This window comes from Nocardia ninae NBRC 108245 (assembly GCF_007990755.1).
Taxonomy (GTDB): Bacteria; Actinomycetota; Actinomycetes; order Mycobacteriales; family Mycobacteriaceae; genus Nocardia; species Nocardia ninae.
Map to the genome: position 1 here is coordinate 1 of NZ_BJXA01000047.1, position 24,225 is coordinate 24,225.

The 24,225-nt window shown below is 66.9% G+C and carries 17 protein-coding genes; 2 read left to right on the forward strand and 15 right to left on the reverse strand.

Translation table 11 applies throughout. The features are described 5' to 3' along the window. Nucleotides 1–257 precede the first annotated feature (257 nt). The 14 genes from NN4_RS28050 to NN4_RS28115 all read right to left on the reverse strand — a co-directional run bounded on the left by NN4_RS28050 (nt 258) and on the right by NN4_RS28115 (nt 17,968). The gene (locus NN4_RS28050) at nt 258–2,063 is read right to left on the reverse strand and encodes an alpha/beta hydrolase-fold protein (protein ID WP_147137810.1); all 1,806 of its coding nucleotides are present in this window, start codon (nt 2,061–2,063) and stop codon (nt 258–260) included. Between the two features lie 356 nt (nt 2,064–2,419). Next, on the reverse strand, nt 2,420–3,454 hold the full coding sequence (locus tag NN4_RS28055; RefSeq protein WP_371865722.1) for an alpha/beta hydrolase: 1,035 nt from the start codon (nt 3,452–3,454) through the stop codon (nt 2,420–2,422). A gap of 393 nt (nt 3,455–3,847) precedes the next feature. Continuing rightward, nucleotides 3,848–4,858, reverse strand: coding sequence for an alpha/beta hydrolase (locus NN4_RS28060; protein ID WP_147137700.1), 1,011 nt, complete (start codon nt 4,856–4,858; stop codon nt 3,848–3,850). 337 nt (nt 4,859–5,195) lie between these two features. Beyond that, on the reverse strand, nt 5,196–6,257 hold the full coding sequence (locus NN4_RS28065; protein ID WP_147137702.1) for an alpha/beta hydrolase: 1,062 nt from the start codon (nt 6,255–6,257) through the stop codon (nt 5,196–5,198). A 301-nt stretch (nt 6,258–6,558) separates the two neighbouring features. Further along, the gene (locus NN4_RS28070; protein WP_147137705.1) at nt 6,559–7,620 is read right to left on the reverse strand and encodes an alpha/beta hydrolase; all 1,062 of its coding nucleotides are present in this window, start codon (nt 7,618–7,620) and stop codon (nt 6,559–6,561) included. 258 nt (nt 7,621–7,878) lie between these two features. Next, entirely contained in the window at nt 7,879–9,843 is a 1,965-nt protein-coding gene (locus tag NN4_RS28075) for an arabinofuranosyltransferase AftB family protein (RefSeq protein WP_147137709.1), read from the reverse strand. Between the two features lie 4 nt (nt 9,844–9,847). Then, complete coding sequence (locus NN4_RS28080; RefSeq protein ID WP_135234264.1) at nt 9,848–10,774, reverse strand: decaprenyl-phosphate phosphoribosyltransferase; 927 nt, start codon at nt 10,772–10,774, stop codon at nt 9,848–9,850. Between the two features lies 1 nt (nt 10,775). Then, nucleotides 10,776–11,321 (reverse strand): phosphatase PAP2 family protein, encoded by a 546-nt coding sequence (locus tag NN4_RS28085; protein ID WP_147137814.1) that lies wholly within the window; start codon nt 11,319–11,321, stop codon nt 10,776–10,778. Between the two features lie 71 nt (nt 11,322–11,392). After that, nucleotides 11,393–13,330, reverse strand: a complete 1,938-nt coding sequence (locus NN4_RS28090; protein WP_147137712.1) for a glycosyltransferase — start codon at nt 13,328–13,330, stop codon at nt 11,393–11,395. Beyond that, nucleotides 13,327–14,556 (reverse strand): UDP-galactopyranose mutase, encoded by a 1,230-nt coding sequence (gene glf / locus NN4_RS28095; RefSeq protein ID WP_147137715.1) that lies wholly within the window; start codon nt 14,554–14,556, stop codon nt 13,327–13,329. The genes NN4_RS28090 and glf overlap by 4 nt, the downstream gene beginning before the upstream one ends. A 196-nt stretch (nt 14,557–14,752) precedes the next feature. Further along, entirely contained in the window at nt 14,753–15,310 is a 558-nt protein-coding gene (locus tag NN4_RS28100) for a hypothetical protein (RefSeq protein ID WP_147137718.1), read from the reverse strand. 92 nt (nt 15,311–15,402) lie between these two features. Further along, complete coding sequence (locus NN4_RS28105; protein WP_147137721.1) at nt 15,403–15,984, reverse strand: hypothetical protein; 582 nt, start codon at nt 15,982–15,984, stop codon at nt 15,403–15,405. Between the two features lie 68 nt (nt 15,985–16,052). After that, entirely contained in the window at nt 16,053–16,829 is a 777-nt protein-coding gene (locus NN4_RS28110) for a MerR family transcriptional regulator (protein ID WP_147137724.1), read from the reverse strand. 62 nt (nt 16,830–16,891) lie between these two features. Further along, nucleotides 16,892–17,968 carry an EamA family transporter gene (locus tag NN4_RS28115; protein WP_147137727.1) on the reverse strand — a complete coding sequence of 359 codons (1,077 nt, stop codon included), beginning with the start codon at nt 17,966–17,968 and terminating at the stop codon, nt 16,892–16,894. 107 nt (nt 17,969–18,075) lie between these two features. Here NN4_RS28115 and NN4_RS28120 point away from each other — a divergent pair, with 107 nt between their 5' ends. Next, nucleotides 18,076–18,573, forward strand: coding sequence for a MarR family winged helix-turn-helix transcriptional regulator (locus NN4_RS28120; RefSeq protein ID WP_147137730.1), 498 nt, complete (start codon nt 18,076–18,078; stop codon nt 18,571–18,573). 128 nt (nt 18,574–18,701) lie between these two features. Here NN4_RS28120 and NN4_RS46300 read toward each other — a convergent pair whose 3' ends face one another. Then, on the reverse strand, nt 18,702–20,987 hold the full coding sequence (locus tag NN4_RS46300; RefSeq protein ID WP_246181128.1) for a SpoIID/LytB domain-containing protein: 2,286 nt from the start codon (nt 20,985–20,987) through the stop codon (nt 18,702–18,704). A 266-nt stretch (nt 20,988–21,253) separates the two neighbouring features. On the opposite strand from NN4_RS46300, the gene NN4_RS28130 reads away from it, so the two are divergent. Beyond that, entirely contained in the window at nt 21,254–24,094 is a 2,841-nt protein-coding gene (locus NN4_RS28130; RefSeq protein WP_246181129.1) for an N-acetylmuramoyl-L-alanine amidase, read from the forward strand. The last annotated feature ends 131 nt before the right edge of the window (nt 24,095–24,225 follow it).

The window sequence follows — 24,225 nt, forward strand, 5'->3', positions numbered from 1 at the left end:
GCTGGTGGACGAGGCGGGCGGCTGGGTCGCCGCCGTGGTGCGGGTCAGCGTCGGCGTGCTCGATGCGGTCGAGTCGTTGCCACCGCAGGCGGCGAGCAGGCCGGTCGCCGCGATCGCCACGACAACGCCGAATACCTTGCCACGGGTCCTCTGCATGAATTCTGTCCTCGATCTGTTCGCAAACGGGGGAGGTCGCCACCCAACATAGCGGCAAGACTTAAGAGATCGGAGCCGGACAACAAACAGACCGGTCAGATTTAAAGCCCGTGAACCTCCGGTTTGCCATCGCGCAGCACGATGAAACCGGTTTGGAAGTTCTGCTGCACACCGCCGGGGACGGGGAACTCGTCGCTGATCGGATAGCCGAGCTTGCCGTTCTCATACCCGAGCACCTGCCAGGCCTCCATGAGCGGACCGTTCTTCACCGCCCACGCACCCGAGAGCGGGCTCCAGTAGATATTGCCGCCCTCGAAACGGCTGTACCGGCCGAGGTCCTTCAGCGGCTGCTCCTCGGCGGCGGGGAAGCCGAGCCAGCTGTTCTCGTAACCCATTTGGGCATATTTGCCCAGGATCATGCCCTGCACCCGGTGCACACCGGTCTTGGCGCTGTAGTAGAACGGGCCGTTCTCGAACGACTGCACGGCGCCGTCCCGGCTCGGGGTCGCCACCTCGGGTCCGATCGGGTAGCCCGCCGGGCCGCTCTCGTAACCCTGCTTGCCCCATTCGTCGAGGATTGCGCCGCGCACGGCCTGGGCACCGGTCTGCGGGGTCCAGTAGAGCGAGCCGTGCTGGAAGGTCTGCATGCGGCCCTTGCCGTCCGGCAGTCCGCGTTCGTCACCGGTCGGCAGGCCGAGCGGACCGGCGGCGCCCTGCGTGGCCTGATAACCGCCGCCGATCATGCCGCCGACCGGGTGCGCGCCGCTGCCCGGCGTGAAGTAGACCCGGCCGGATCGGAAGTCTTGGGCCACACCGCCACCCGCCACCGGATACTCGGCGGACAGGCAGTCGCCCAGCCAGTTGTTCGCGGCGGCCACGGTGGCGATCTGGCCGCCGACCGTGCAGCCGGTCTGCCCGGGATCGACGCCGAGCGCGGCCGCGGCCTGCGTCCAGGACTGCCGCATCTCGAAGTCCCAGTAGGGCCACGAGTGCGTGCCGGACGGGCGGTAGTTCACCTGCGCCGGGATCGCCAGCTTGCCGAGCTTGGTGACGAAGTTCTGCGAGGTGAGCCGCGACAGGATCTCCAGCCCCATGCCCGCGTAGTTGGTACTGACGCCGGGAATGCCGGACGCCTGGTCGAACGGGCCGGAGGCGCCGCTGCCGCTGGACACGTACAGCGTGACGCCCTTGAGCTTCTCGGCCAGCGTGTACGGGTCGTGTGCGGCCCATTCCGGGCTGGTCGGCGGGCCCCACATGGCGCCGACGTCGTAGCCGCCCGCGTCGCGCATAGCGAACTGGATGGCCTGCGGCATGCCGATCGTGGTGGTGGTGAGGAAGCCAGAGTACGACGCGGCGTACTTGGCGAAACCGGGGTTGCGCGCGGCCAGGAACATGGCCGCCGTGCCGCCCATCGAAAGCCCCTCCATGCCACGGACATCGGTCGCGCGCCAATCGGCTTCCAGCAGCGGCGGCAGCTCCTTGGTCAGGAAGGTTTCCCACTTGTAGTTCTTGCCGTTGTCCGGCTGGATCCAGTCGGAGTAGAAGCTGGACTGGCCGCCGATCGGCAGCACCACGGTGACGTTCTTGTCGGCGAAGAAATCGACGGCGCCCGCGTCCTTGGTCCAGCCGCTCTCCTCGTCGGTGGCGCGCAGGCCGTCGAGCAGGTAGAGCACCGGGAAGCGCACGTCGGGGCGGGTGTTCCAGTCCTTGGCGAGCAGCAACTGCACCTGGATCGGGGTGGCCATGGACGGCGAGTTGATCCACAGGGCGACCCGGCGGTCGGTCAGCCAGATCACCTTCTGCACGGTCGCAGGCACGCCTGCCTCCGCGGCCGCCGGGCCGGGTGCCGGGGCGGGAGCGGGTTGCGCGGCGGCCGGTGCGACGCCCGCGGCCAACGGGATGACCATGGCGGTGGCGAGCAGCACTAACCGCCCGCGAGCCGGACGCGCGCCACGACGCTCGCGTCTCCCCCATCTGCCGCGCCGAATCCCTGCCACAAGAGCTTTCTACTCCCGTACGCGCCGTCTTCCGGGGAGGACACGCACTATAAGAAAACCACCGTGTTCGTTTTGCGGGCTCGCACAACGCATCCGGCGCCGCCTCTTCCGTGCGAGAAGGTGCGGCGCCGAAGCGGTCTTACCGGGACAAATGATGTGTGAGCACAGAGATACCGCAGCGAACGGCCCGGCAAACCATCTGTGCCGAAACGCAACTCGGGCCGTACCCCCTTGAGGGGGTACGGCCCGAGTGGTTGATCAGGCGATCACCAGGCGCCGGTGGCGTCCAGGATCTGGTTGCGCGAGTTGAAGAGCTGACCCTCCCAGTACTTCCAGGAGTGGGTGCCCTGGGCCGGGAAGTCGAACCGGGCCGGGATACCCAGCGAGGCCAGGCGAGCCTGGAACGCGCGGGTGTTGACCAGCGAGAGGGCCTCGAGCGCCATCGCGTTGCTGGTGTTGAACACACCGACCGCCGAGTTCGGCGCGTCGAACTGACCCGGCAGGCCGCTGGCCGCCGAGATGTACATCGGCAGGCCCTTGAGCTGCGGTGCGAACACGAAGGGGTCCATCCGCAGCCACGCCGGGCTCCACGGCGCCGCCATCGAGTCGACGTTGAAGCGGCCCGCGTCCAGCATCGCGACGCGGATCGCCTCGCGCATGCCCGGCGCGGAGATGTTCAGGTAGCCCGAGTACGAGGCGGCGAACTTGAACTGGTCCCGGTGGTAGGCGGCGAGCGCGAGCGCGCCACTGCCACCCATGGAGAGACCGGCCACCGCGTTGTTGGTGCGGGAGACGCCGTAGCCCTCGAGGAAGGCCGGGAGCTCCTTGGTCAGGAAGGTCTCCCACTTGTAGGTGGTCTTCTGGCCGTTGGTGTTGCTCGGCGCGTACCAGTCCGTGTAGAAGCTGGACTGACCGCCGACCGGCATCACCAGGGTGATGTTGTCGTTCGCGAACTGCTGCAGCGCGTTCGTCTCGAACGACCACGCGTTGCGGTCGTCCCGCGCGCGGAGTCCGTCGAGCAGGTAGAGCGCCGCGTTGCCGCCGCGTGCTGCCCACTGCACCTGAACCTTGATCGGGCCCATGCTGGACGGGACCATCAGATCTTCGAATCCGCCTGCGGGAGCACGCAAGACCGGTGCGTGCACCGGTGCCGCGGTGGCGATCGGGGCCGCCACGCCCGCGGCGATCGGTAGCGCCAATGCAGCGGCACCGACAGCCAGAATTCGATTACGCCAACCACGAGGTGCGCCTCGCCGTCCCGACTCACTTCTCATCGGCGCGGCCGCCCTGCCGAAACGCATGAATCCTGCTCTCTTTCTGCTTTTCTGCCTGTTGTGGTGCCGTCGGCGACCCCGAGAGGGGCGCAACCGCACCAGTGCTGCCAACGAGACGCACGCCGCAGCACACCGGACCCCGACATTCCGGCGCATGCGACTGCGAAACTACGATCTGGTCACACTTGCGCTCGCTGGACGATATTCGACACCGGTGGCCTTAGCAAGGCCGAGGCAACCAGGTGGCCGAAATCCGCCCGTACGCAATCTGTGATGGTGCGGTGACCCTATCGCGTTCGGCCGGTGATTGTCGTGCCGGAGCACCAAATTTTCACCTGATGGCCGGAAGTGTCAGCGCGGGCGTGGGCGCCGAACCCGGCGTGGACAGCGGAGAGTGCCTGGGAATGCGGCGAATTGAGTTCACCCCAAATTCGCGCTGAGATCTGGCAGCATCTGGAAAACCTGGTCCTGCCAGTAGTTCCAGCTGTGCACACCCACCGGGGTGTACACGAACACGGCATTGCTCGGACCGAGACTGTTCATCCGCGCTTCGAACGCACGGGTGTTGGCCAGCGCGATCGTCTCCAACGCCATCGCATTGCCGAGGTGGTAGACGTCGATCGGGGCGTTGATCACATCGCGTGGTCCGTTCACGCCGTTGCCGGTGGCGATCCACAGGCGAGTTCCGTTGTCGCGCAACAGTGGCGCGAACATGAACGGATCGTTGCGCAACCAGCGCGGATCCCATGGCGGACCCCACATGGCGTCGATGTTGTAGCCGCCCGCGTCGAGCATGGCCAGCCGCAGGCCTTCCTTCATGGCCGGCGCGGAGATGTTCAGGTAGCCCGAATATGAACCGGCATAACGGAACTGGTCGGCATGGTATGCGGCCAGCGCGAGCGCGGCGCTGCCACCCATGGACAGGCCGAACACGCCGTTGCCACGCGGGTTGAACCCGAGACGGTCGTGCAGCGCCCAGCGCAGATTGTCGGTGAGAAAGGTCTCCCACGCATAGGCCTGCTGTTGGCCGTTGGTATTACTCGGCGCAATCCAATCCGAATAGAAGCTGGACTGGCCGCCGACCGGCATCACCACATTGATGTTCCACTGCGGCAGCACGCGGGAGATGCCGGTGTCGATCTCCCAGCCGCTCAGGTCGTTGCGAGCGCGCAGTCCGTCCAGCGCGTAGACCACACGGTCGGTGTTGCCGTCCGCGGCGGGGAAGATCCTGGACTTGATCGGGCCCATGCTGGAGTCGACCCAGAAGTCGAAGCCGCCGGGGTCGAACGCGGCCTGCGCGGGAGTGCCGAGGCCGCCGCCGAATGGCAGGGTAATGGCAATGGCGAGACCGGCGACCGAGCGCCGGAACCAGCGGCGACCGATCGATTCGCGCCCACTGGCAACCGTTCCGCGTACTTCATCCGACCGCATCGACTTCACCTTTCGCCCGTGCGGTCGTCGTTGGCCGCAACCGTGGTGCATGGAGATCGACACTCGGCGTCGATGGCTTCCAACGGCGAAGTCCTCGGGCCTATAGCTCTTCTATAGGCAGTTATTCGGGTTTTCCCGTCCGGGAAACGCATGGCGATGCCGGATCGTGACGGAAACCAGCGATTTGCCGTTATCAGCGAGCAGCCCGCATGTCCTGACAATGACAAGATCGAAATTCGGCCGCCAGCGATCAACCAGCCAATGAATGCGTTCCGGTAGAAAGCAGCAGACCGCCCGGCGCTGGACAGCGCCGGGCGGTCTGGTTACGACGAATTCGTCAGCCGATATTGGCGGACATGTCCGGAATCATCCGGTAGGCCTCGTCGGTCCAGTTGTTCCACGCGTGAATACCGAAGGCGGGATAGGAGTAGACGGTGTTGCCGCCGCCCAGCGTCGCCATCCGCACCTGGAACGCACGGGTATTCGCCAAGGCGAGTGCCTCCAGCCCCATGCCGTTCAGGGTGTTGAAGCTCGGTCCGTCGGTCGCCGTCGGTAAACCGCTCGCCGCGGCGATCCACAGGCGGGTGCCGTTGCGCACCAGGTTGGGCGCGAAGACGAACGGATCCATCCGCAGCCACTGCGGGCCCCACGGCGGCGCCATCGAGTCGACGTTGTACCCGCCGGCGTCCAGCATCGCGATCCGGATGGCCTCCCGCATGCCCGGCGCGGAGATGTTCAGGTAGCCGGAGTACGAACCGGCGAAGCTGAACTGGTCCGGGTGGTAGGCGGCCAGGGTGAGCGCCGCGCTGCCGCCCATGGACAGGCCGAACACACCGTTGCGGGTGTCGCTGAAGCCGAGCCGGTCGCGCAGCGCGTTGCGCAGGTCGCGGGTCAGGAAGGTCTCCCACTGGTACCGGTAGCTCTTGCCCGGCCCCGCGGCCAGGATGTTGAGCGCGCCGGAGCCGGAGGACGAGCCGGAGCCCGCCGGGATGCCGAGCAGCTCGCTCGGCGCGTTCCAGTCGGCGTAGAAGCTGGACATGCCGCCGACCGGCATGACGACGTTGATGTTCCAGTCCGCCAGCACCTGGGGAACGTTGGTCTCGATTTCCCAGCCGTTGAGGTTCTCCGGCGCCCGCATGCCGTCGAGCACGTAGGCGACGCGGTTGGTGTTGCCGTCCCTGGCGCGCAGCACGCGCGACTTGATCGGGCCCATGCCGGAGTCGACCCAGAAGTCGAACGCGGCGGGGTCGAAGCCCGCCGATGCGGTGGCTCCGCTGCCTGCTGCCGCGATACCGAAGGGCAGCAGAAGTGCCACGGCGATCCCCAGAGCGGATCGCTTGACCCACGAACCAGTGGCTCCCGAGGTACCGGGTCTACCTTTCCAGCGGGCAATTCGCATCAAACTCGACCTTTCGTTCGGGCGGCCGGGGGGCAAACAGCTGGCGATCTTTACCGGCCCCCTCTTCGGACACCGAGTGCCGCTGTCCACCGAAACGGGACGAATCGACCTCTGTGCATGTTCTTCGTGTATCAATCGGCAGCGGAAGCTTATATGTTGCTGGAAAGTGACTCATGCCACAACTCACCGTCCACTACCTCTCCACATTCGTTACCGAACAGCACTTGGACGACTGGCACACGAAAAGACCGCCCGGTGCACTCGGCACCGGGCGGTCCTGTCGAACAGACTTACCCGAGAATCACCCGATATTGGCGGACATATCCGGGATCATCCGATAGACCTCATCGGCCCAGTAGGTCCAGTTGTGCACACCGACGGCCGGGAAGTCGTAGGTGGCGTTGCTGGCGCCCAGCGTCATCATCCGAACCTGGAACGCGCGGGTGTTGGCCAGGGCCAGCGCCTCGAGCCCCATCGCATTGACGGTGTTGAAGCTCAGCCCGTCGGCAGCGCTCGGCAGGCCGCTGCCCGCCGAGATCCACAGCCGGGTGTTGTTGGCCTTGAGCCGCGGCGCGAAGACGAACGGATCCATCCGCAGCCACTGCGGGCCCCACGGCGGCGCCATCGCGTCGATATTGAAGCCGCCCGCGTCCAGCATGGCCACCCGCAGCGCCTCGCGCATACCCGGCGCCGAGATGTTCAGGTAGCCGGAGTACGAACCGGCGTAACGGAACTGGTCCGGGTGGTAGGCGGCGAGGGTGAGCGCGGCGCTGCCGCCCATGGACAGTCCGAACACGGCGTTGCCGGTCGGGCTGAAGCCGAGGCGGTCACGCAGCGCGTAGCGCAGGTGCTTGGTGAGGAAGGTCTCCCACTTGTAGGTGTTCGACTTGCCCATGCCGGCCGAACCCGACAGCAGGCCCGAGCCGGAGTTGGCCGAACCGGTGGACGAGGATCCGGCGCTGCCGAGACCGAAGAAATCGCTCGGCCCGTTCCAGTCGGCGTAGAAGCTCGACGGTCCGCCCACCGGCATCACGACGTTCATGTTCCATTTGGTCAGCTCGCGGACGACCTCGGTGTCGACTTCCCAGCCGCTCAGATCCGGCCGGGCGCGCATGCCGTCCAGCGCGTAGACCACGCGACTGGTGTTGCCGTCGGCGGCCCGGAACACCCGATTCTTGATCGGGCCCATCTCCGAGTCGACCCAGAAATCGAAGCCATCCGGGTTGAACGCCGCGGACGCCGGACCGGCCGGGCCTGCCACCGACACCCCGAGCGGTAGCAGAATCGCCATCGACAGCAGCGCCGAACGCTTCAGCCACGATCCGGCTCTTCGAGTATTCAGACGCCCGAACACGCCTCGCATCAGTTTCGACCTCTCGTTCGTGCAACAGCATCGGCCGTTGTCTAACGATGACCCGCCGATGCCAACACCTAGTTGACGCCATGACGGGCGTACTTTCGCAGCCTAGCGTGTCATCGTGACTCTGGCGTTATCGAACCGAGACAGAGGGGTGTACACCAGATTTGTGGACTCGACCAATGCGACGCGCCGGACCCTGTGAAAGCACCAACCCACCGGAACCCGGAAAGTCCAGGCCCGGTGGGTCGGTCGCGCACGTTGCTAGCGCGGCGGCTGGGGGGCCCTGGGGAACGGATCGACCAGGCCGCAGCGTTCGATCTCGTACTTGGGCACCCGATCGATCCGGTACTTGGCGAAGGTCAGCGCATTGCGCAGGTTGTGCCGGAACCGCTCGAAGGTGAGCGGGTCGCGGTAGGAGACCAGCAGCGCCTCGGTGGTCGGGCACGCCATCGCGGTGCGCGCCTGGGTCACCCACTTCTCGTCCATGTACCAGGGCATCCACGGCTTCTTGTCCACCATGCCGGTGTCCACCACGACCCAGTCCGGGTACAGGGCCTTGTCGTGCCCGATCCGGCCGTCGGTGAGCCGCTCGGTGTGCGCGGCGAGCGGATAGGCCAGGCCCATCTGGTCGATGACGCGCACGTCCAGCGGGACGTTCATGCTGGTCATGCCGAGGTTGAGGAAGTAGACCGTGTGCCCGGCGCCGCCCGGCGGGATGGGCTGCGGCGGCGGTGCCATGTACCAGAACATGAACGACGGCGAGTTCAGCAGCAGGCCGCCGTTCGGGGTCGCGGCGATGGTGTCGACCATCGGCCGGATGCGCGGGTAGTCCAGGTAGTCCTCGGCCAGGATCGGATGATCGTGGCCGGTGTTGAGGACGTAGTAGACCCGCTCGTCGACGATGCCGGACGCGGAGATCTTGGTGCCGGTCTTGATCGCGGTCGTATTGGCGGCGAACAGCGCCCAGCCCGCGGTGCCGAGCAACGCGAACAACACCACCGCGAACGACCAGTCGGCGGCGGTGGCCGAGCGTAATCCGCCCGCGGGCAACCGGATCGGCACCACGGCGACCGGCAACAGCAGCAAGAACAACTGCGCCAACAGCATTCGGCCGTGCATGAAGTCGCCGCCGACGCGCAGCGCGTAGATCGTGAGCAGGAAACCGCTCACCAGCACCAGAGTGACGACCGCGCCCGGCGAGCGCAGCCACACCCGGATCCGGTGCGCGTTCCACCCGGACTGCTCCTCGGGTGCGGCATGGCGCCCGATCGCCGCCGCGGGTACCGGCGCCGTGCCGCGCGCCGCGACCACACCCGCGACGAGCAGCACCAGCAACGGCACCCACAGGTAGTACGGGCCGACCAGATCCCACAGGTAGGTGAAGCCCTGGCCCCACTTCGCGCCGCCCGCGTCCTTGGCCACCGCGGTGTTCGGGTAAGGCAGGCCGTAGTAGCCCATCCGCCAGATCTGATAGCCCATCGGCACCAGACCCGCGACGACAACGATCAAGCCGCGCAACACGATCGGGCGCAGCCGCGCCTGCGGCATCGGCGCGATGACGATCATCAGCAGCGCGAGCCCGCCGACCAGCGTCATCTCCGGGCGGATCAGCGGGGCCAAGCCCGCGAGGAACACCAGCCCGAACAGGCCGGGCAGTCGCACCCGTTCCGCCTGACTCCAGCGGATCAGCTGCCACCACAGCAGGCCGAGCCAGCAGATCACCAGGCTGCTCTCCAGCCCTGAGGTGACGTAGTCCCGGGCCGGCGGGATGGCGATGTAGACCAGCATCCCGGCGGGCAGCAGCAGCGCCGACTTCGGTCCGCCCCACAGCCTGCTCGCGCCGAGCATCGCGAACACCACCGCGGCCAGCGACAACGTGAACGCGATGCCGAGCACCACGTACTCGAGTCGCGCCTGGGTCAGCCAGCTGAAGAACCAGACGATGTACGTCCACGCGGTACTGGTGTTGGTCTCGACGCGCTCACCCGCGTTGAAGACGGGCCCGTTGCCTGCCAGCAGGTTACGCACGGTGCGCAGCACGATCAGGCCGTCGTCGGCGATCCAGCGGCGCTGCCAGCCGCCGACGGCGAAAAGGACGACGGTGAACGCGATCCCACCGACGAACGTGGCGCGGGATAGGAGGGTGTACCGCGACGCCGAGCGGGCCGGCTGCACAGCCGGCCCCTCGTTCGCGTATTCCGTTTGCTCCACTCCCGCTACCAACATCTCGTCAGGTGAGATAGACAGCGACACCTACCGCTCCGATCCAGGCGATTGCGAGGAACTGGAGGACGCGATCCCCCAGTGCGATCTCTTCGGGTTCACCGGCCTCGCCGCCATCGACGTCGACCGCGTAACGCAGGATTGCGATGGTAAACGGAATCATAGAAATAGAGAACCAGTTGGTGTCTTTCAGACTGTCCTGCTGGAACGCCCACAGACCGTAGAACACCACGACGGCCGTGGCCGCGAGGGTCCAGATGAACCGCAGATAGGTCGGCGTGTAGTACTCCAGCGACTTGCGGATCTTGGCGCCGGTGCCCAGCGCGATCTGCAACTCGGCGTAGCGCTTACCCGCCGCCATGAACAGCGAGCCGAACGCCATGATCAGCAGGAACCACTGCGACAGCACGATATCCGCGGCCGCGCCACCGGCCACGGCACGCAGCAGGAAGCCCGAGGACACAATGCAGATGTCCAGCACCGCCTGGTGCTTGAGGCCGAGGCAGTACGCCAGCTGGATGCCGATGTAAACCGCCATCACCACGGCCAGATGCCAGGAGGCGAGGAACGATCCGGCGATCGAAGCGGCCAGCAGCAGCACCGCGAGCACATACGCCAGCTTGATCGGGACGACGCCCGCGGCGATCGGCCGGTACCGCTTGGTCGGGTGCGCCCGGTCGGCGTCCACGTCGAGCGCGTCGTTGATCAGGTAGATGCCCGAGGCGGCCATGCAGAACACCACGAAGGCGATGGCGATCGGCTGGAGCACGTCGAGTTCGTTGGCCGTGCCCGCGGCCAGCGGGGCCGCGAGCACCAGGACGTTCTTGACCCACTGCCGCGGCCGGACAGCCTTGAACAGCCCACCGGCCAATGTCTTCGGCGGACCCTTGACGACCGCTTCGGCTAGGTCGGTTCCGGTTGGCTCTTCACTCATATCAACTACCAAAGCTCTTTCTGTGGCGGTCATCGAGTCTCTTTTCGGCGGCAAGCACAACGGCGGCGGACGCGGCACCGAGCGCCGAACCAGCGAGCACATCGGAGGGATAGTGCACCCCGAGCACGACCCGGGAGAGCAGCATCGGTGGGACGAGCACCGCAGGCAAGGGTAGCCCGGTCAATCTGCCGAGCAACACCGCCGCCGCGGTGGTCGAGGTGGCGTGCGAGGACGGGAAGCTCAGCTTGCTCGGCGTCGACACGTTGACCTGCACCGAGGGATCGTTCGGGCGCGGCCGCCGGACGACCCGCTTGATGACGATCGAGGCGGCGTGCGCGCCGACCGCACCCACCGCGACGCCGGCCCACTGCCTGCGCCGCGGCTTGTCGACCAGCCATCCCGCCGCGGCGATGCCGACCCAGCCGAGCGCGTGCTCACCGAAGTGCGACATACCGCGAGCGACCTTGACCACGTCGGGCGTACCGATCTTGGCCTGCACCGCGTTGAGGATCCACACCTCGGTTGCTGCCTGCTCGGTGGACGGCAACGCGGATACCGGGCCGCCATGGCCGTTCGTGCTCTGCAGCGGCTTATCCACTGCGGTGTTGTCCGCGAGACTCACGACTCCCCCTTCGTCTCAGCACCGATGCCGAAGGCATTTTCCCAGGCCGCGGTGCTGGTCAGCTGCGGGTGGGCGGCGCGGTAGCGCTGCTGCATCTCCGGGAAGCGCGCGGCCAGTTCCTTGCGCAGGCGCATGGCTTCTTTGAAGAGGCCGAGGGCTTGGCGCGGGTCGCGCTTGCGGTAGACCACGCCGCGGCCGTCGGCGGTGGTGACGGTAACGCCGTCGACCTGCGACAGCAAGAACCACCGGGCGTCCAGCGTGGGGACATTCAGCTGCGGGATCTCGTGATGCTGGGTGTGCGCCGGGCGCAGGTTGTGCACGAGGCCCTTGGCCAGGCGGACCACCTTGGCGATCGGGTTGGCCGGCTCGCCGACCGCGCCGACCTCGATGTGGCTGGCCAGCGGCAGTTCGGTGGACGAGGGCAGGATGACCGCGTCCGGGTACTGCTTGCGCAGCGCGTGCACCGCGCCGAGCGCGCTCGGCAGCAGCTGGAACAGCCGCTCCGGGCCGGCCAGGAAGTCGCGGATGGCCAGGTTCTGGATGGCGACCGTCGAATACTCCAGGCAGAGCAGGTGTTTCAGGGTCGCCTTGACCGTGTTCACCACCATGCCGCGGCCGTTGCCCGGCATGTGCAGCGAGGCCACGACCAGCCGGTTGCGCAGGTGGAAGTACGCCTGCCAGTCGATGGCGTCGTCCTTGTCGCTCCACGCCATGTGCCAGACCGCGGCACCGGGCAGGGTGACGGTGGAGTAGCCGTGCACCCGGGCGCGCAGGCCGTACTCGACGTCGTCCCACTTCAGGAACAGCGGCAGCGGCTGACCGATCTCCTCGGCGACCCGGCGCGGGATCACGCAGGTCCACCAGCCGTTGAAGTCGACGTCGATGCGCCGGTGCAGCAGCTTGGAGTTGTCGCGGTCCTTGAGCGGGTACTTGGCGAAGTCGTGGTCGTACTCGACGTTCGGCGCCGAGGTCCACATGAAGATGCCGCGGTCGACGACCTCACCCATGCTGTGCAGGTGTGAGCGCTCCTGCAGGTTGAGCATCTGCCCGCCGACCAGCATGGGCGACTTGGCGAACCGGGCGAAGGCCAGCGCGCGCAGGATCGAGTCGGGCTCGATCTCGATGTCGTCGTCCATGTAGACGATGTACTGGGCGTCGGTGGTCTTGAGCGCCTCGTACATCACCCGGCTGTAACCGCCGGAGCCGCCGAGGTTGGGCTGGTTGTGAATGGACAGCCGATCGCCGAGGGGCGCGGCGGCCTCGGCGAAACCGGGCTCGTCGACCACCTTGCGGTTGCCCTGGTCGGCCACGATCACCGCGGTGATCTTCGCCAGCACCAGCGGGTCCGAGCCAAGGGCAGCAAGGGTTTTCACCAGATCGGTGGGCCGGTTGAACGTCGGCATGCCGACCGCGATGGTGCCCTCGTCGGGCGCGTCCACCGGCGCGTACCACCCGCCGGACAGCAGCGTGACCGCCGTGTCGGTGGTGATGTCGAACCAGATCCAGCCGCCGTCCTCGAACGGGCCGAGGTCGGTCTCGAACTCGACGTGCACCGACTCGGTACCCGGCGCGACCGCGAACTCCTTGCCCTGCACGTGGATTCGCGAACCGTCCGCCTTCGACCGGTAGACGTCCACCCGGCCGTGACCGGCCAGTTCCAGGCGCAGCACCACCGAGTCGAGGATGCTCCAGCGGCGCCAGTAGCTCGCGGGCAGCGCGTTGAAGTAGGTGCAGAACGACACCTCGGACTCCGCGCCCACCGACAGCGAGGTGCGGGTGGCGGCGTGTGCGCGCTTGGCGTTGGTCTTGGATTCCTCGACGTAGAGGGTGCGTACGTCGAGCGGCTCACCCGGCCGGGGCAGGATGATCCGCTGGAGCAGCGATTTCGCGCGAGTCTGGGTGGTCATGTCTTCCGCAAGGGCTTGGGAGGTCATTCTGCACTTTCGTCAGCGAGCGGCGCACCGGTCTCCAAGTGCGGTCGCAGCACATTGTCGAACATACTGAGCGCACTGCCGATGGCCATATGCATATCGAGGTACTGGTAGGTGCCGAGGCGGCCGCCGAAAAGAACCTTCTCCGTCGCGGTTTCCTTCTTGGCGAGCGCGCGGTACGCGGCCAGCTTGGCCCGGTCCTCCGGCGTGTTGATCGGGTAGTACGGCTCGTCCCCGGTCTGCGCGAAGCGAGAGAACTCGCGCATGATCACCGTCTTGTCCTTCGGGTAGTCGCGCTCCGGGTGGAAGTGACGCGGCTCGATGATGCGGGTGAAGGGCACGTCCGCGTCGTTGTAGTTCATCACCGAGGTGCCCTGGTAGTCGCCGGTCTCGAGCACTTCGGTCTCGAAATCGATGGTGCGCCAGCCGAGTTCGCCCTCTTGGTAGTCGAAGTAGCGGTCCAGCGGGCCGGTGTAGACGACCGGGGCGTCCGGGTTCGCCGCGCGCAGTTCGTCACGCACCTCGAACCAGTCGGTGTTCACCCTGACCTCGATGAGCTCGGAGGCGGCCATGTTCTCCAGCCACTTCGTGTAGCCCTCTTTGGGCAGGCCCTCGTAGGTGTCGTTGAAGTAGCGGTTGTCGAAGGTGTAGCGCACCGGCAGGCGGGTGATATTGCCTGCGGGCAGTTCCTTCGGGTCGGTCTGCCACTGCTTGGCGGTGTAGTCGCGGACGAACGCCTCGTACAGCGGGCGGCCGATCAGCGAGATCGCCTTCTCCTCGAGGTTCTGCGCGTCCTTGGTCTGGACCTCCGCGGCCTGCTCGGCGATGAGCGTGCGCGCCTCTTCCGGCGTGAAGTAGCGGCCGAAGAACTGGGAGATCAGGCCGAGACCCATCGGGAACTGGTAGGCCTGCCCCTTGTGCATCGCGAAGACCCGGTGCTGGTACCCGGTGAACTCGGTGAACTTGGTGACGTAATCCCAGACGCGCTTGTTCGAGGTGTGGAACAGGTGCGCGCCGTACTTGTGGATCTCGATCCCGGTATCCGGATCCGGCTCCGAGTAGGCGTTGCCGCCGAGGTGGTAGCGACGATCGATCACCAGCACGCGTTTGCCGAGCTCGGTAGCGGCGCGTTCGGCGACGGTCAGCCCGAAGAATCCGGAGCCGACGACGATCAGATCGAACTGTGAGGTGGAGTTGGCGGAGTTACCCGGGGACGATGCGACGGTCACGGGAGCCCAGAGTATCGGAAGTCCGCGCGGGGTCTGGGTGGAGTCGTGTGGCGCACAGAACGGCAGGTTGTTCGCGGCGGGTTTCGTGTCCGAGCCATCCGAATTTCGCCGGAAGTTTGCCAAGGGGTGGGGCTAGTGGAAAGGGGGTGCTGTCCACTGGACGGTTCGCCCGGCCGAAGTGCGGATGGACAGCCGGTCAGGGGTGTGGGGGTTGGTAGGGCATCGGCGCGGGCGCGTGTTGGACATAGTGGGCCGGTGCTTGCGAGGTGGCGGATCCGATCGGCGCGGTGGTCACTGTCAGCACCAAGGAGATCAACGCCAAGGCGGCCCCGATGATGATCATGGCGGCCAGGATGAAGGAATCGGACAAGCCGTAGTCCCCGCCGTACGTCACGCTGATCAAGCCGCCGACGACCAGCCAAGCGGCACCGATGATCTCCATCGGCCGGCCGGCCGGCCTGCCGAGCATGGACAGTAGGTTGCCGAGGGCAAGGAGGCCCGCCATCAGCACCGAGACGATCAGCAGAACTTGCAGCACGGAATGAAATTGCGACGCGAGTTTCCAGGCCTCGTATTTGTCGTCGGTGATCTTCGGCTCGGTAATCCGGTCCACCACCTGAAAATGCTGAAAGCCGGCGAGCGAGGCCATACCGACCGCCGCCGCGCCGAGCCAGGCCGACAGGATGGTGATCACTCCGGTCAGCCCTTGGTGCGTAGACGTCGAATTGCCTGGTCGGCCATATGGATCAGCCATCGAACCCCCCTCTAGGTACGGTCGAACCTTACCGCGTGACGAGCGGTCGATCGAGCCGATGAGGGGTATCGGATGACATCGAGTCCGGCGAACTAAATATCGGATGGCTCCAAAGGCGCTTGGCTGTAAGGAGATTCGGCGCGGAAACGTGGTGGGGTGTAGGCGATCCAGCGAGTGGTGTAGCCCGAGGAGGCAGTGAGGAACACTGCGAAGGGCAGCACGGCGGCGGTCAGGGTGGCCGGCCATTCGCGGTGGACCAAGGCGGTGACCGAGCCGACCAGGCCGTTGAAGAGGCCGTTGACGGCTTCGAGCGAATGGCTTTCTGCCGGCAGCCAATCGATGCCGTAGTCGGGCTGGTAGTCGACCAGTGCGCAGGCCAGGGCGACAAGGGCGACTGCGGTCAGCAGGCCCGAGGTGAGGATCAAGAGGTAGCGGCCAGTTTCGTCACGGCGCAGCAGCAGGACGGCGCCGTAGCCGAGGGCGATGGAGGCGAGCAGGGCACCCAGGATCGAGAAGACGGCCAGGGAGGTATCGATGTGGGATTCGCCGCGCAAGGCGTTGAGCACGGTTCCGGCGCCCCACAGGTTGAGCAGCCCGGCGCACAGCGCCAGCACGACTGCGGTGGTCGCGACGGCTCCACTCGGCGCCGCAGGACGCTCACTGGCGTATGTCATCGATGCCCTTTCTCCGCCGACGGCCGGCACGCATCCAGTATGCGTACCGGCCGTCTGTTGGGCGCGATCTACAGGTGTGTCTCGGCGTAGACCCGCATGGCGTCGCGGATCAGCTCCGCGGTGCCTGCGCCGTGTACGTCGTAGTTCGCGGTGAAACGCGGGTCAGCGACGTACATCTCGCCGAGCCCGATGAAGGCCTCCTTGGCTACCGGGCGACCCTGCCAGCCGATGCCGACCCAGCGGAAATGGCGGGCCGTGATGGCCTGCACCTCCGCGCTGTCCGGGGCAAGCCCGGCGGCGTGGGCCCGGCCGAAATCGGCGGCGATGTCGGCCTGGGTCTGCTGGAACTGCTTCTGCTCGGCTTCGCTCATCGAGCGCCACCAGCGATCACCGCTCTCGTAGGCGTCCTTACCCCAGCGTTCGATCACCTCGTCCTTGTACTGAGTGTGGTCGAAGCCGTCGAAAACCTCTGCGGCCATGAGTGGTTCACCTCTCTCCGTCTTGTGCAGCGTGGTTTGCACCGACTCGATCTGGCGCCGGATCCGTTCCTGTTCCTGCCGAAGCAGTTCCAGGTGTGTGCGCAGTGCGGTACCGGAGTCCTGTTCACCGGCGAGGACTTCGGCGATGACCGGCAGGCCGAGGCCGAGTTCCCGCAGCAGCAGGATGCGTTGCAACCGCACCAGGGAGCCCTGGTCGTAGTAGCGATATCCGTTGGTGCCGATCCGGCTCGGCGGCAACAGCCCCAGCTGGCCGTAGTGGCGCAGCGTGCGGCTGGTGGTACCGGCCGCCTTGGCCAGATCCTGGATGGACCATTCGGTGCGCACGACCTCGTTCTCCCTTCTCATCTCGTCGGTGTAACCAGCATGCAAGTTGACGTTACGTCAAGGTCAACCCCTTTATCCGCAGCTCAGCGGACGGTCGTTAGCACCGGCTGGGCAGGCGCCGAAGTGGCGATCGGAGCGGTCGGGACGGCAATGGTGACCGGTGCGGTCGGGACGGCATAGGTGACCGGTGCGGTCGGGGCCGCAGTGTTGGCCAGTCCGGTCGGCGCGGCAAGGGTGACCGGCGCGGTCGGCGCGACAACGTTGACCGGCACCACCTTCGGCCTGCCTGCCATCTGGCCGAGCACGGTGCCACCCAGCGCGATGACCAGACCTGCCATCTGCAGCGGGCTCAGCGCTTGCCCGAGCGCGATCCAGCCGATTACGGCGGCGGACACCGGGCTGAGCAAGCCGAGGAAGGCCACCGAGGTCGCGGGGACCTTGGAGATGCCGCGCAGCCAGAGCCAGTAGGCCGCCGCGGTTCCGATGATGCCGATGTACAGGTAGCCACCGATGGCGCGGCTGTCGAGCGCCGGCGGTGCGCCCTCGATGAGGAAGGCGAGCGGCAGGATGAACAGTCCACCGGCGGTGAGCTGCCAGCCGGTCATCGCGAGCGGGCCGACGCCTTCGGGGCGTCCCCAACGCTGCGTGAGCACGGTGCCCGCCGCCATGGACGCGGCACCGGCCAGTCCGGCGACGACGCCGACGGTATCGAGTTGTGCATTGGCTCGCAGCACCACGAGCGCGACTCCGAAGACGCCGATGAGACCGGCAATCACCTTGCGCCCGTTGGGCTTTTCGGCGAGCACGACGGTGGCCAGGCCGAGCGCGAACATCGGGGCGACCGCACCGAGCACCCCCGCCACGCCGCCCGGCAGCCGGTACGCGGCGAGGAACAGCAGCGGAAAGAACGCGCCGATATTGAGCAGGCCGAGCACGGCGGCGCGCCCGATCCAGTTGCCACGCGGCAGCACCCTGGTGATGGCGAGCAGCGCGAGACCGGCGGGCAGTGCCCGCATCAGCGCCGTGAACAGCGGGCGGTCCGGCGGCAGGAATTCGGTGGTGATGGCGTAGGTGGAGCCCCAGACGATAGGGGTGAGGGCGGTGACCGCCAGGGTGCCCGCGTACGAGTTTCCGGTGCGCGGGGTGATGCTTGTGGTCATGTCGTTCGCTCCTCATTGATATTCTCAACGTTGAAATATTTACCCCGTTGGGTGCCTCAACGTCAAGTAGATCAATGTTAAGATTCTTAAAGTAGAGAGGAGCGGGTATGGACGCGGTGGATCTGTTCACCCAGCACTGGAATCGGGAGCGGCCGGATGTCGACGTCTCGCCGATGGCGGTGATCGGCCGCATCCAACGGTTGTCCCGTCTGTTCGAGCAGGACCTCAAGCGGTTCTTCAGCGACTTCGGCATGGAGTTCTGGGAGTTCGACGTGCTCGCCACGCTGCGCCGCTCCGGCAGCGAAACCGGCCTCACCGCGGGTGCGCTGATCAAGGTGGCCATGGTGACCTCGGGTGCGATCACCAACCGGATCGACCGCCTGGTGGCCAAGGGCTGGATCGAGCGTCAGCCCTGCCCGGAAGACCGCAGGGTGATCCGAGTCAGGCTCACCCCGGAAGGTCGCAAGGTGATCGACGATGTGCTGCCGAAACATATGGAGAACGAGCAGCGGCTACTCGCGTCGCTGGACCTGGACTCGCGCGAGCAGCTCGCCGGGTTGTTGCGAACGCTCGCCGAATCACTCGGTGATGGTGCGCCGGACTGACATCGCTATACCGAAAGCCCGGCCTGGGTGGACACTTTCGACCCCTGCCGGGCTTCTAGCGTTGCGACGCAACGAGAAGTGTCCGCCTAGACCGACACCACCGTGCAGTCGTCATTGCCCACAACCCATCACCGCTCCGTCACAACGGCTTCCGTGGATGCGGCGGCAAGCCGACCGCTGAGCGCACTACCTGTCGGGATACGGATCCCGGGCGTCGGACGTGGCGTCGGAGTAGCCGCAGTGGTCGGCGCGAGCGTGCGCCCCGGTGACGCTGATGCCGCGGGTGGCAAGGTGCCAGCGGACGGCGCCGACACGGGCGGCACACTGGAACTCGAAGGCGCGGACTCGAACGCGGGCGGGACGCTCGCGTTCGACGGCGCCGACTCGTACAAAGGTGCCACGACGACATCGGACGGTGCGGGCTCGTATGCCGATGGCGCACTCACTCCTGACGGCTCAGAATCCTGCACGGGAGCGATATGCGCACCGGACGGCGCGGATTCACGCATCCACAGCGCGCTCGCGTTCGACGGCTCCGATTCGTACCGCCGTGACCCGCCGGTACCGGACGGCGCGGATTCTCGCTGCCGCGGCGTGTTCGCGTTCGACGCCACCGATTCGTACCGCGACGGCACGCTGGTACCGGACAGCACGGGCCCGTTCCCGAGAGGCGCGCTCGCCCCAGATAGCGCAGCTGGCGAATTCGTCCAGGACGGCGCGAATTCCTTTGCAGCCGTTGAACTTATGCCGGATACCCCGGATTTCCCTGCGGGCGGCGCACTTCCGTTGGGCACAACGGGCGCACGCCCCGACGGCGCACTCACATCGGTGGGCACGGATTCATCCACAGGCGGCACACCTGTGGATCCGGGTTCGCGCACGGGGGGTGCGTTCAGATCGACCGGTGCGGACTCACCCACACCGACAGGTGCGGATTCATGCACAGGCGGCACGCTCGATCCCACGGGTGCAGATTCATCCACAGGCGCCACACCCGCAGGCACGGGCTCACCCACAGGAGGCCCGCTCAAATCGCCAGGTGCAGGTGGTACACCCGTGTCGGCGGGTGCGGATTCATGCACAGGCGGCGTGCTCGAACCGGCCGGTGCGGATTTATCCACAGGCGGTGTGCCCACGCCGGACTCGCGGGCGGACGGCACGCCCGGGGCGGGTGTGGCCGGGTCGGGGACCAACTGGAGGAGCGTGGTGAAGTCGACGACCTGGGCACCGAGGGTAGGGGTTGAGATGATGACGCCGTTGGTGAACATGCGGTAGGTTCCGGCGTTTTCCGGCAGTGCCATCTCCGGGCCCAGTGGCTGGCCGACTGCGTTGTTCGCACCGCCGATCCGCCGGTACTCGATGTCGATCGGCGATTCGGCGACCGCCGCTCGGGTGCGTGGGTCCACCGGAATCCGCGGTGCATCGGGGACGAGATCGCTCAGCGCGGGTCCGACTTCGAAGGTGTAGATGTCGGCGGGTTCGCCCCCGTCGGGCGCGGAGGAGTACTCCGATCGCAGGATCCGCCCGTCCCGCAGCAGCACGGTGCCGGCGCTGGCCGCCACGGCGGCGGCTGTGCGCGGATCTTCTTTGACCGTACCGGGATACACCTGACAGTCAGTGCTGTCGCAGCTCTGCGCGTATGAATAACGGTGCTCGGCAAGGACATACGAGCGAGCGGCGATCGCCTGGGCGCGCAAGGCCTCGGCCGCGCCCTGGTCCGCCCAGTTCGCCTGCACCTCGGCCGGCAGGACGCCGAGCAGGTAGTCCTCCACGTCGACGCGGTTGACGGTGCGCGCCGCACCGTTCTCCAGCGCCACCCCGAGCGCACCGCGATACCCGGTGCCCCCACAGAGCGTGAGGTGTTCGGCGGCAGGTCGATTCGGGCCAGGGTCGAGCGGATAGACCCACGGATCGTTGGTCCCCGCCTGCCACAGCACCTCCCCCTCGCACCCGACCGTCACCACCACGTTCGCTCCGCCGTTCGGCAGCGGGGTCAGATGCGCGGCCTGCCCGGCCTGAACCACTCGACCGGCGACGCGCAAACCGGCGGCCGCGTAGGTGTCGAGGGTGGAGTCGTCCTGAGCGGTCAGCCGGATGCCGACGGTGTTTGCCGGAACGGTGCCGAGAGTGGCGCCCGGGTAGTAGTGACCGAGGATGGCTTCGGCGGTCCACCCCTCCTGCGCGTTCGCGAACGCGCCGTGCTGGCTCATGCCGCGCCCGTGGCCCGGTCCCGCCACCGTCCGATAAGGGGTCTCCCCCGGCCAGGCCCACAGCATGAGCACCGTGCCTACCGCCAGCGCCGCAGTGCCCGTGACCAGCACCGGACGCGCGGCTAGCGCAGGTCGATCGGGTCCGCGTCTGCGCTGCCCCCGGCGCACCGCTCGCTTTTCTCTGCGCGCAGATTTCACCCGCATTCGTGCTCCCCCCGTGCTCTTTCGTTCCGGTGCTGTGTTGCGTCGCATCCGTTCACTCCCACGGTATTCCGGGGCCGGGCGGATTGGATACCTGTCGGCATGTCGTTCCGTCCCGGCCGCATTCCGAGAGCTACATTCGAGCAATCACATAATCCTCAACAAGAGGTTTAGATATGTGACAGTTGTGACTATTGTGGTCGTTGATACATCAGGAAGCAACCCTGGTTTTGCAGACGATCACTGGTTCGACCTGAATGGAGACGCTCGTGCCCTACCGCAAACCGAAACGTTCCTACGTCCTCCCGGTTATCACCACGCTTGCGGTAGCGGCCCCGCTCGCGGCGCTCACGATGAGCGACTCGCCCGACTATCGCTCGGCCACCGATACCGAGCTCGCCGCCGTACCGGCGCAGCTGGCCGAGGTCGTGCTGAATTCGGCGCCCGACATCGTGCTTCCGCTGCGCGAACTCACCGGATTGGACCTACCGGATTTACGCCTGTCCGATCTACGAATGCTGCCGCTACCAGCGTCCATTCCCATTCCGGAAGGGCTACCGCTGCCGCCCGGCGTACAACTACCCAAAGAAATTCCGCTACCGAAGCTGAATGGTCCACACCCGGCCACTCCCGGCCAGCAGAGCGCGCCAGGTCAGAACTCCACACCTGGACTGAACGCCACTCCCGGGCAGGGCATCGCACCAGGCCAGACGCCATTCCCGGGACAAGCCGCCACACCAGGGCAGGCACCAATTCCCGGCCAGGCCACCGCGCCGAATCGAAACGCCATTCCAGGCCAGGCCACCGGGCCTGATCAGCACTCCGCTCCAGGTCAGGCGACAGCGCCGAATCAGAACGCCGTCCCCGGGCAGGCAGTCGCACCGAGTCAGAACGCCGTGCCAGGCCAGGCGACCGCACCGGCGCAGAACCCCTTCCCGGGTCAGGCGATAGCGCCGAGCCAGAGCGTCGCACCAGGCCAAGCCACTGCGCCGCCCCAGAACCCCATCCCAGGGCAAGCCACTGCGCCGGCTCAGAATGTCGTGCCGGGCCAGGCTGCCGCGCCTGGTCAGAACCCCATTCCAAGCCAGGCAGTCGCACCAGGCCAGGCCACAGCACCGGGCCAGGCCACAGCACCGGGTCAGGCCATCGCGCCGAGTCAGAACTCCATCCCAGGCCAGGCCGCAGCACCAATTCAGAACCAAGCCCCAGGTCAGACCCCTAATTCCGGGCAACCCGCACAGGAGCCGACATACACTCCCGGCGCCCGTTTCATCGCGGATCCCACCCACCTGGAACCGGGCACCACCCCCGACACGCCCGCGCTCGCACCCGGCGCCGTCCCAGCTGAATGGGCCGACCAGGTCGGCGCTCAGGTCAAGGAACTGTCCCGGGAAACACCTTTCAGCGTGGTCGCACTCACCGCCGCCAACCTGACGAACACCAAGGCGCTGCTGCGCGCGCGCCAGACCGACGGCACCTGGGGCCCCTGGCTCGACACCGAACCGGTGGACACCCGCCGCACCGATCGCACCGCACCGGGCGGCAAGACCGGCACCGAACCGATCTACGTCGGCACCACCAACGCGGTGCAGATGCTGGTCACCCGCAAGCCCGCCGCGGCGGCAGTGGACGACGCCGCCGCACCGGACCCCGCGAACCCACCGGCACCGCGCACAGACGATCCCGCGCAGCTGGCGGGTGTCGACCTGACCGCCGTTCTCATCGATCCGGGTCGCGGCGCCATCGACAGCGCGCTGCACAAGGTCGCGGCACCCGTGCCCGGCGGCGGTGGACCCAAGGTGATCACCCGCGAGGGGTGGGGTGCAGACGAAAGCATCCGTTGTGAAGAACCCACCTACGACGACGGCCCCGGCAAGGACGGTCTCGGTGGCATCACCGTGCACCACACCGCCGGCCGCAACGACTACAGCAAGGAAGAATCCGCGGGCATCGTCCGCGCGATCTACACCTATCACGCGCAGACGCTGGGCTGGTGCGACATCGGCTACAACGCACTGGTCGACAAGTACGGCCAGATCTTCGAGGGTCGCGCCGGTGGGCTCAACCGCGCGGTGCAGGGTGCGCACGCGGGCGGTTTCAACGAGAACACCGCGGGTGTCGCGCTGATGGGCAACTACACCTCCGAAGAGCCCAGCGAAGAGTCCATCGAAGCGATGGGCGACTTCATCGGCTGGCGCGCCAAGATCGCGGGCCTCGACCCGGTCGGCTACACCACGATGTATTCCGAGGGCACCGAATTCACCTCGTACGCCTTCGGTCAGGCGGTGAAGCTGCCGATCGTGTTCGCGCACCGCGACGTCGGCAACACCTCCTGCCCGGGTGACGCCGCTTACGACATGATGGATCGAATTCGCGAAATCGCCGCGAGTGTCGCGGGCGGTGCGAGCCTGGCGAACAGTGGCGCGAACAACAGCACTGGCACCGACGGCACCGCGAACAGCACGACCCCGCAGGCCGCACCGCGCGGCAAGCCCGACCTCGCCACGCTGGCCGCGCTCACCAAGAAGCTGCTCAGCATGGTGAACGACAACGCGATCGCCAAGCACTGGGCCGACAAGGGCGGTCCGAGTGGACCACTCGGCGCCGCGCAGACCGAACCGCTGCCCGCCGCGCAGGGCCAGCAGTACGCCAAGTTCGCCAACGGTTACGTCTACACCGCGCCGGACGGCAAGGTGATCGAGGTGCTCGGCGCGATCCTCGATCGCTTCCTACAGCTCGGCGGAGACGCGGGCGTGCTCGGCCTCCCGCAGAGCGACGCGTACCAGGTGCCGGACGGACTGCGTTCGGATTTCCAGTACGGCTCGCTGATCCTCAACCAGGCGACCGGGATCGTCACCACGGTGTGGAAGACCTACAACGACATGTATCAACAGGAAGCGAGTCGGCCGGCACCGGCGGCACCGGCTCCGGCCGAATCGCCGGCTCCCGCTGCGGTTCCCGCGCCCGCCATTGTCCCGGCCCCGAGCCAGGACTCGGCCCCGGCCGAGGGCCCCGCGCCCGCCGAGTTCGCAACTCCGGAACCCGGCACCCTCCAGTTCCCGGCACCCGAGGACTTCCTGCCGCACCCCGCTCCCGAACCAGCGGGCTGATCCAGGACCACCTCTCGGAGCTCGCTGCCACGGCAGCGGGCTCCGAGTTAGTTCACGACAAGTGATCAAGTGCAACCCGGCGTATCCCCGACTCTCGACCGATGTCATCGGCTCTGGCATCCGAGTTGCTT

What these genes read in the sequence shown, in the direction of transcription:
- NN4_RS28050 (WP_147137810.1), bottom strand. Translation starts at nt 2,063, where the DNA reads ATGGTCATCCCGTTGGCCGCGGGCGTCGCACCGGCCGCCGCGCAACCC.
- NN4_RS28055 (WP_371865722.1), bottom strand. Translation starts at nt 3,454, where the DNA reads ATGCGTTTCGGCAGGGCGGCCGCGCCGATGAGAAGTGAGTCGGGACGG.
- NN4_RS28060 (WP_147137700.1), bottom strand. Translation starts at nt 4,858, where the DNA reads ATGCGGTCGGATGAAGTACGCGGAACGGTTGCCAGTGGGCGCGAATCG.
- NN4_RS28065 (WP_147137702.1), bottom strand. Translation starts at nt 6,257, where the DNA reads ATGCGAATTGCCCGCTGGAAAGGTAGACCCGGTACCTCGGGAGCCACT.
- NN4_RS28070 (WP_147137705.1), bottom strand. Translation starts at nt 7,620, where the DNA reads ATGCGAGGCGTGTTCGGGCGTCTGAATACTCGAAGAGCCGGATCGTGG.
- NN4_RS28075 (WP_147137709.1), bottom strand. Translation starts at nt 9,843, where the DNA reads ATGTTGGTAGCGGGAGTGGAGCAAACGGAATACGCGAACGAGGGGCCG.
- NN4_RS28080 (WP_135234264.1), bottom strand. Translation starts at nt 10,774, where the DNA reads ATGAGTGAAGAGCCAACCGGAACCGACCTAGCCGAAGCGGTCGTCAAG.
- NN4_RS28090 (WP_147137712.1), bottom strand. Translation starts at nt 13,330, where the DNA reads ATGACCTCCCAAGCCCTTGCGGAAGACATGACCACCCAGACTCGCGCG.
- NN4_RS28100 (WP_147137718.1), bottom strand. Translation starts at nt 15,310, where the DNA reads ATGGCTGATCCATATGGCCGACCAGGCAATTCGACGTCTACGCACCAA.
- NN4_RS28105 (WP_147137721.1), bottom strand. Translation starts at nt 15,984, where the DNA reads ATGACATACGCCAGTGAGCGTCCTGCGGCGCCGAGTGGAGCCGTCGCG.
- NN4_RS28110 (WP_147137724.1), bottom strand. Translation starts at nt 16,829, where the DNA reads ATGAGAAGGGAGAACGAGGTCGTGCGCACCGAATGGTCCATCCAGGAT.
- NN4_RS28115 (WP_147137727.1), bottom strand. Translation starts at nt 17,968, where the DNA reads ATGACCACAAGCATCACCCCGCGCACCGGAAACTCGTACGCGGGCACC.
- NN4_RS28120 (WP_147137730.1), top strand. Translation starts at nt 18,076, where the DNA reads ATGGACGCGGTGGATCTGTTCACCCAGCACTGGAATCGGGAGCGGCCG.
- NN4_RS46300 (WP_246181128.1), bottom strand. Translation starts at nt 20,987, where the DNA reads ATGCGGGTGAAATCTGCGCGCAGAGAAAAGCGAGCGGTGCGCCGGGGG.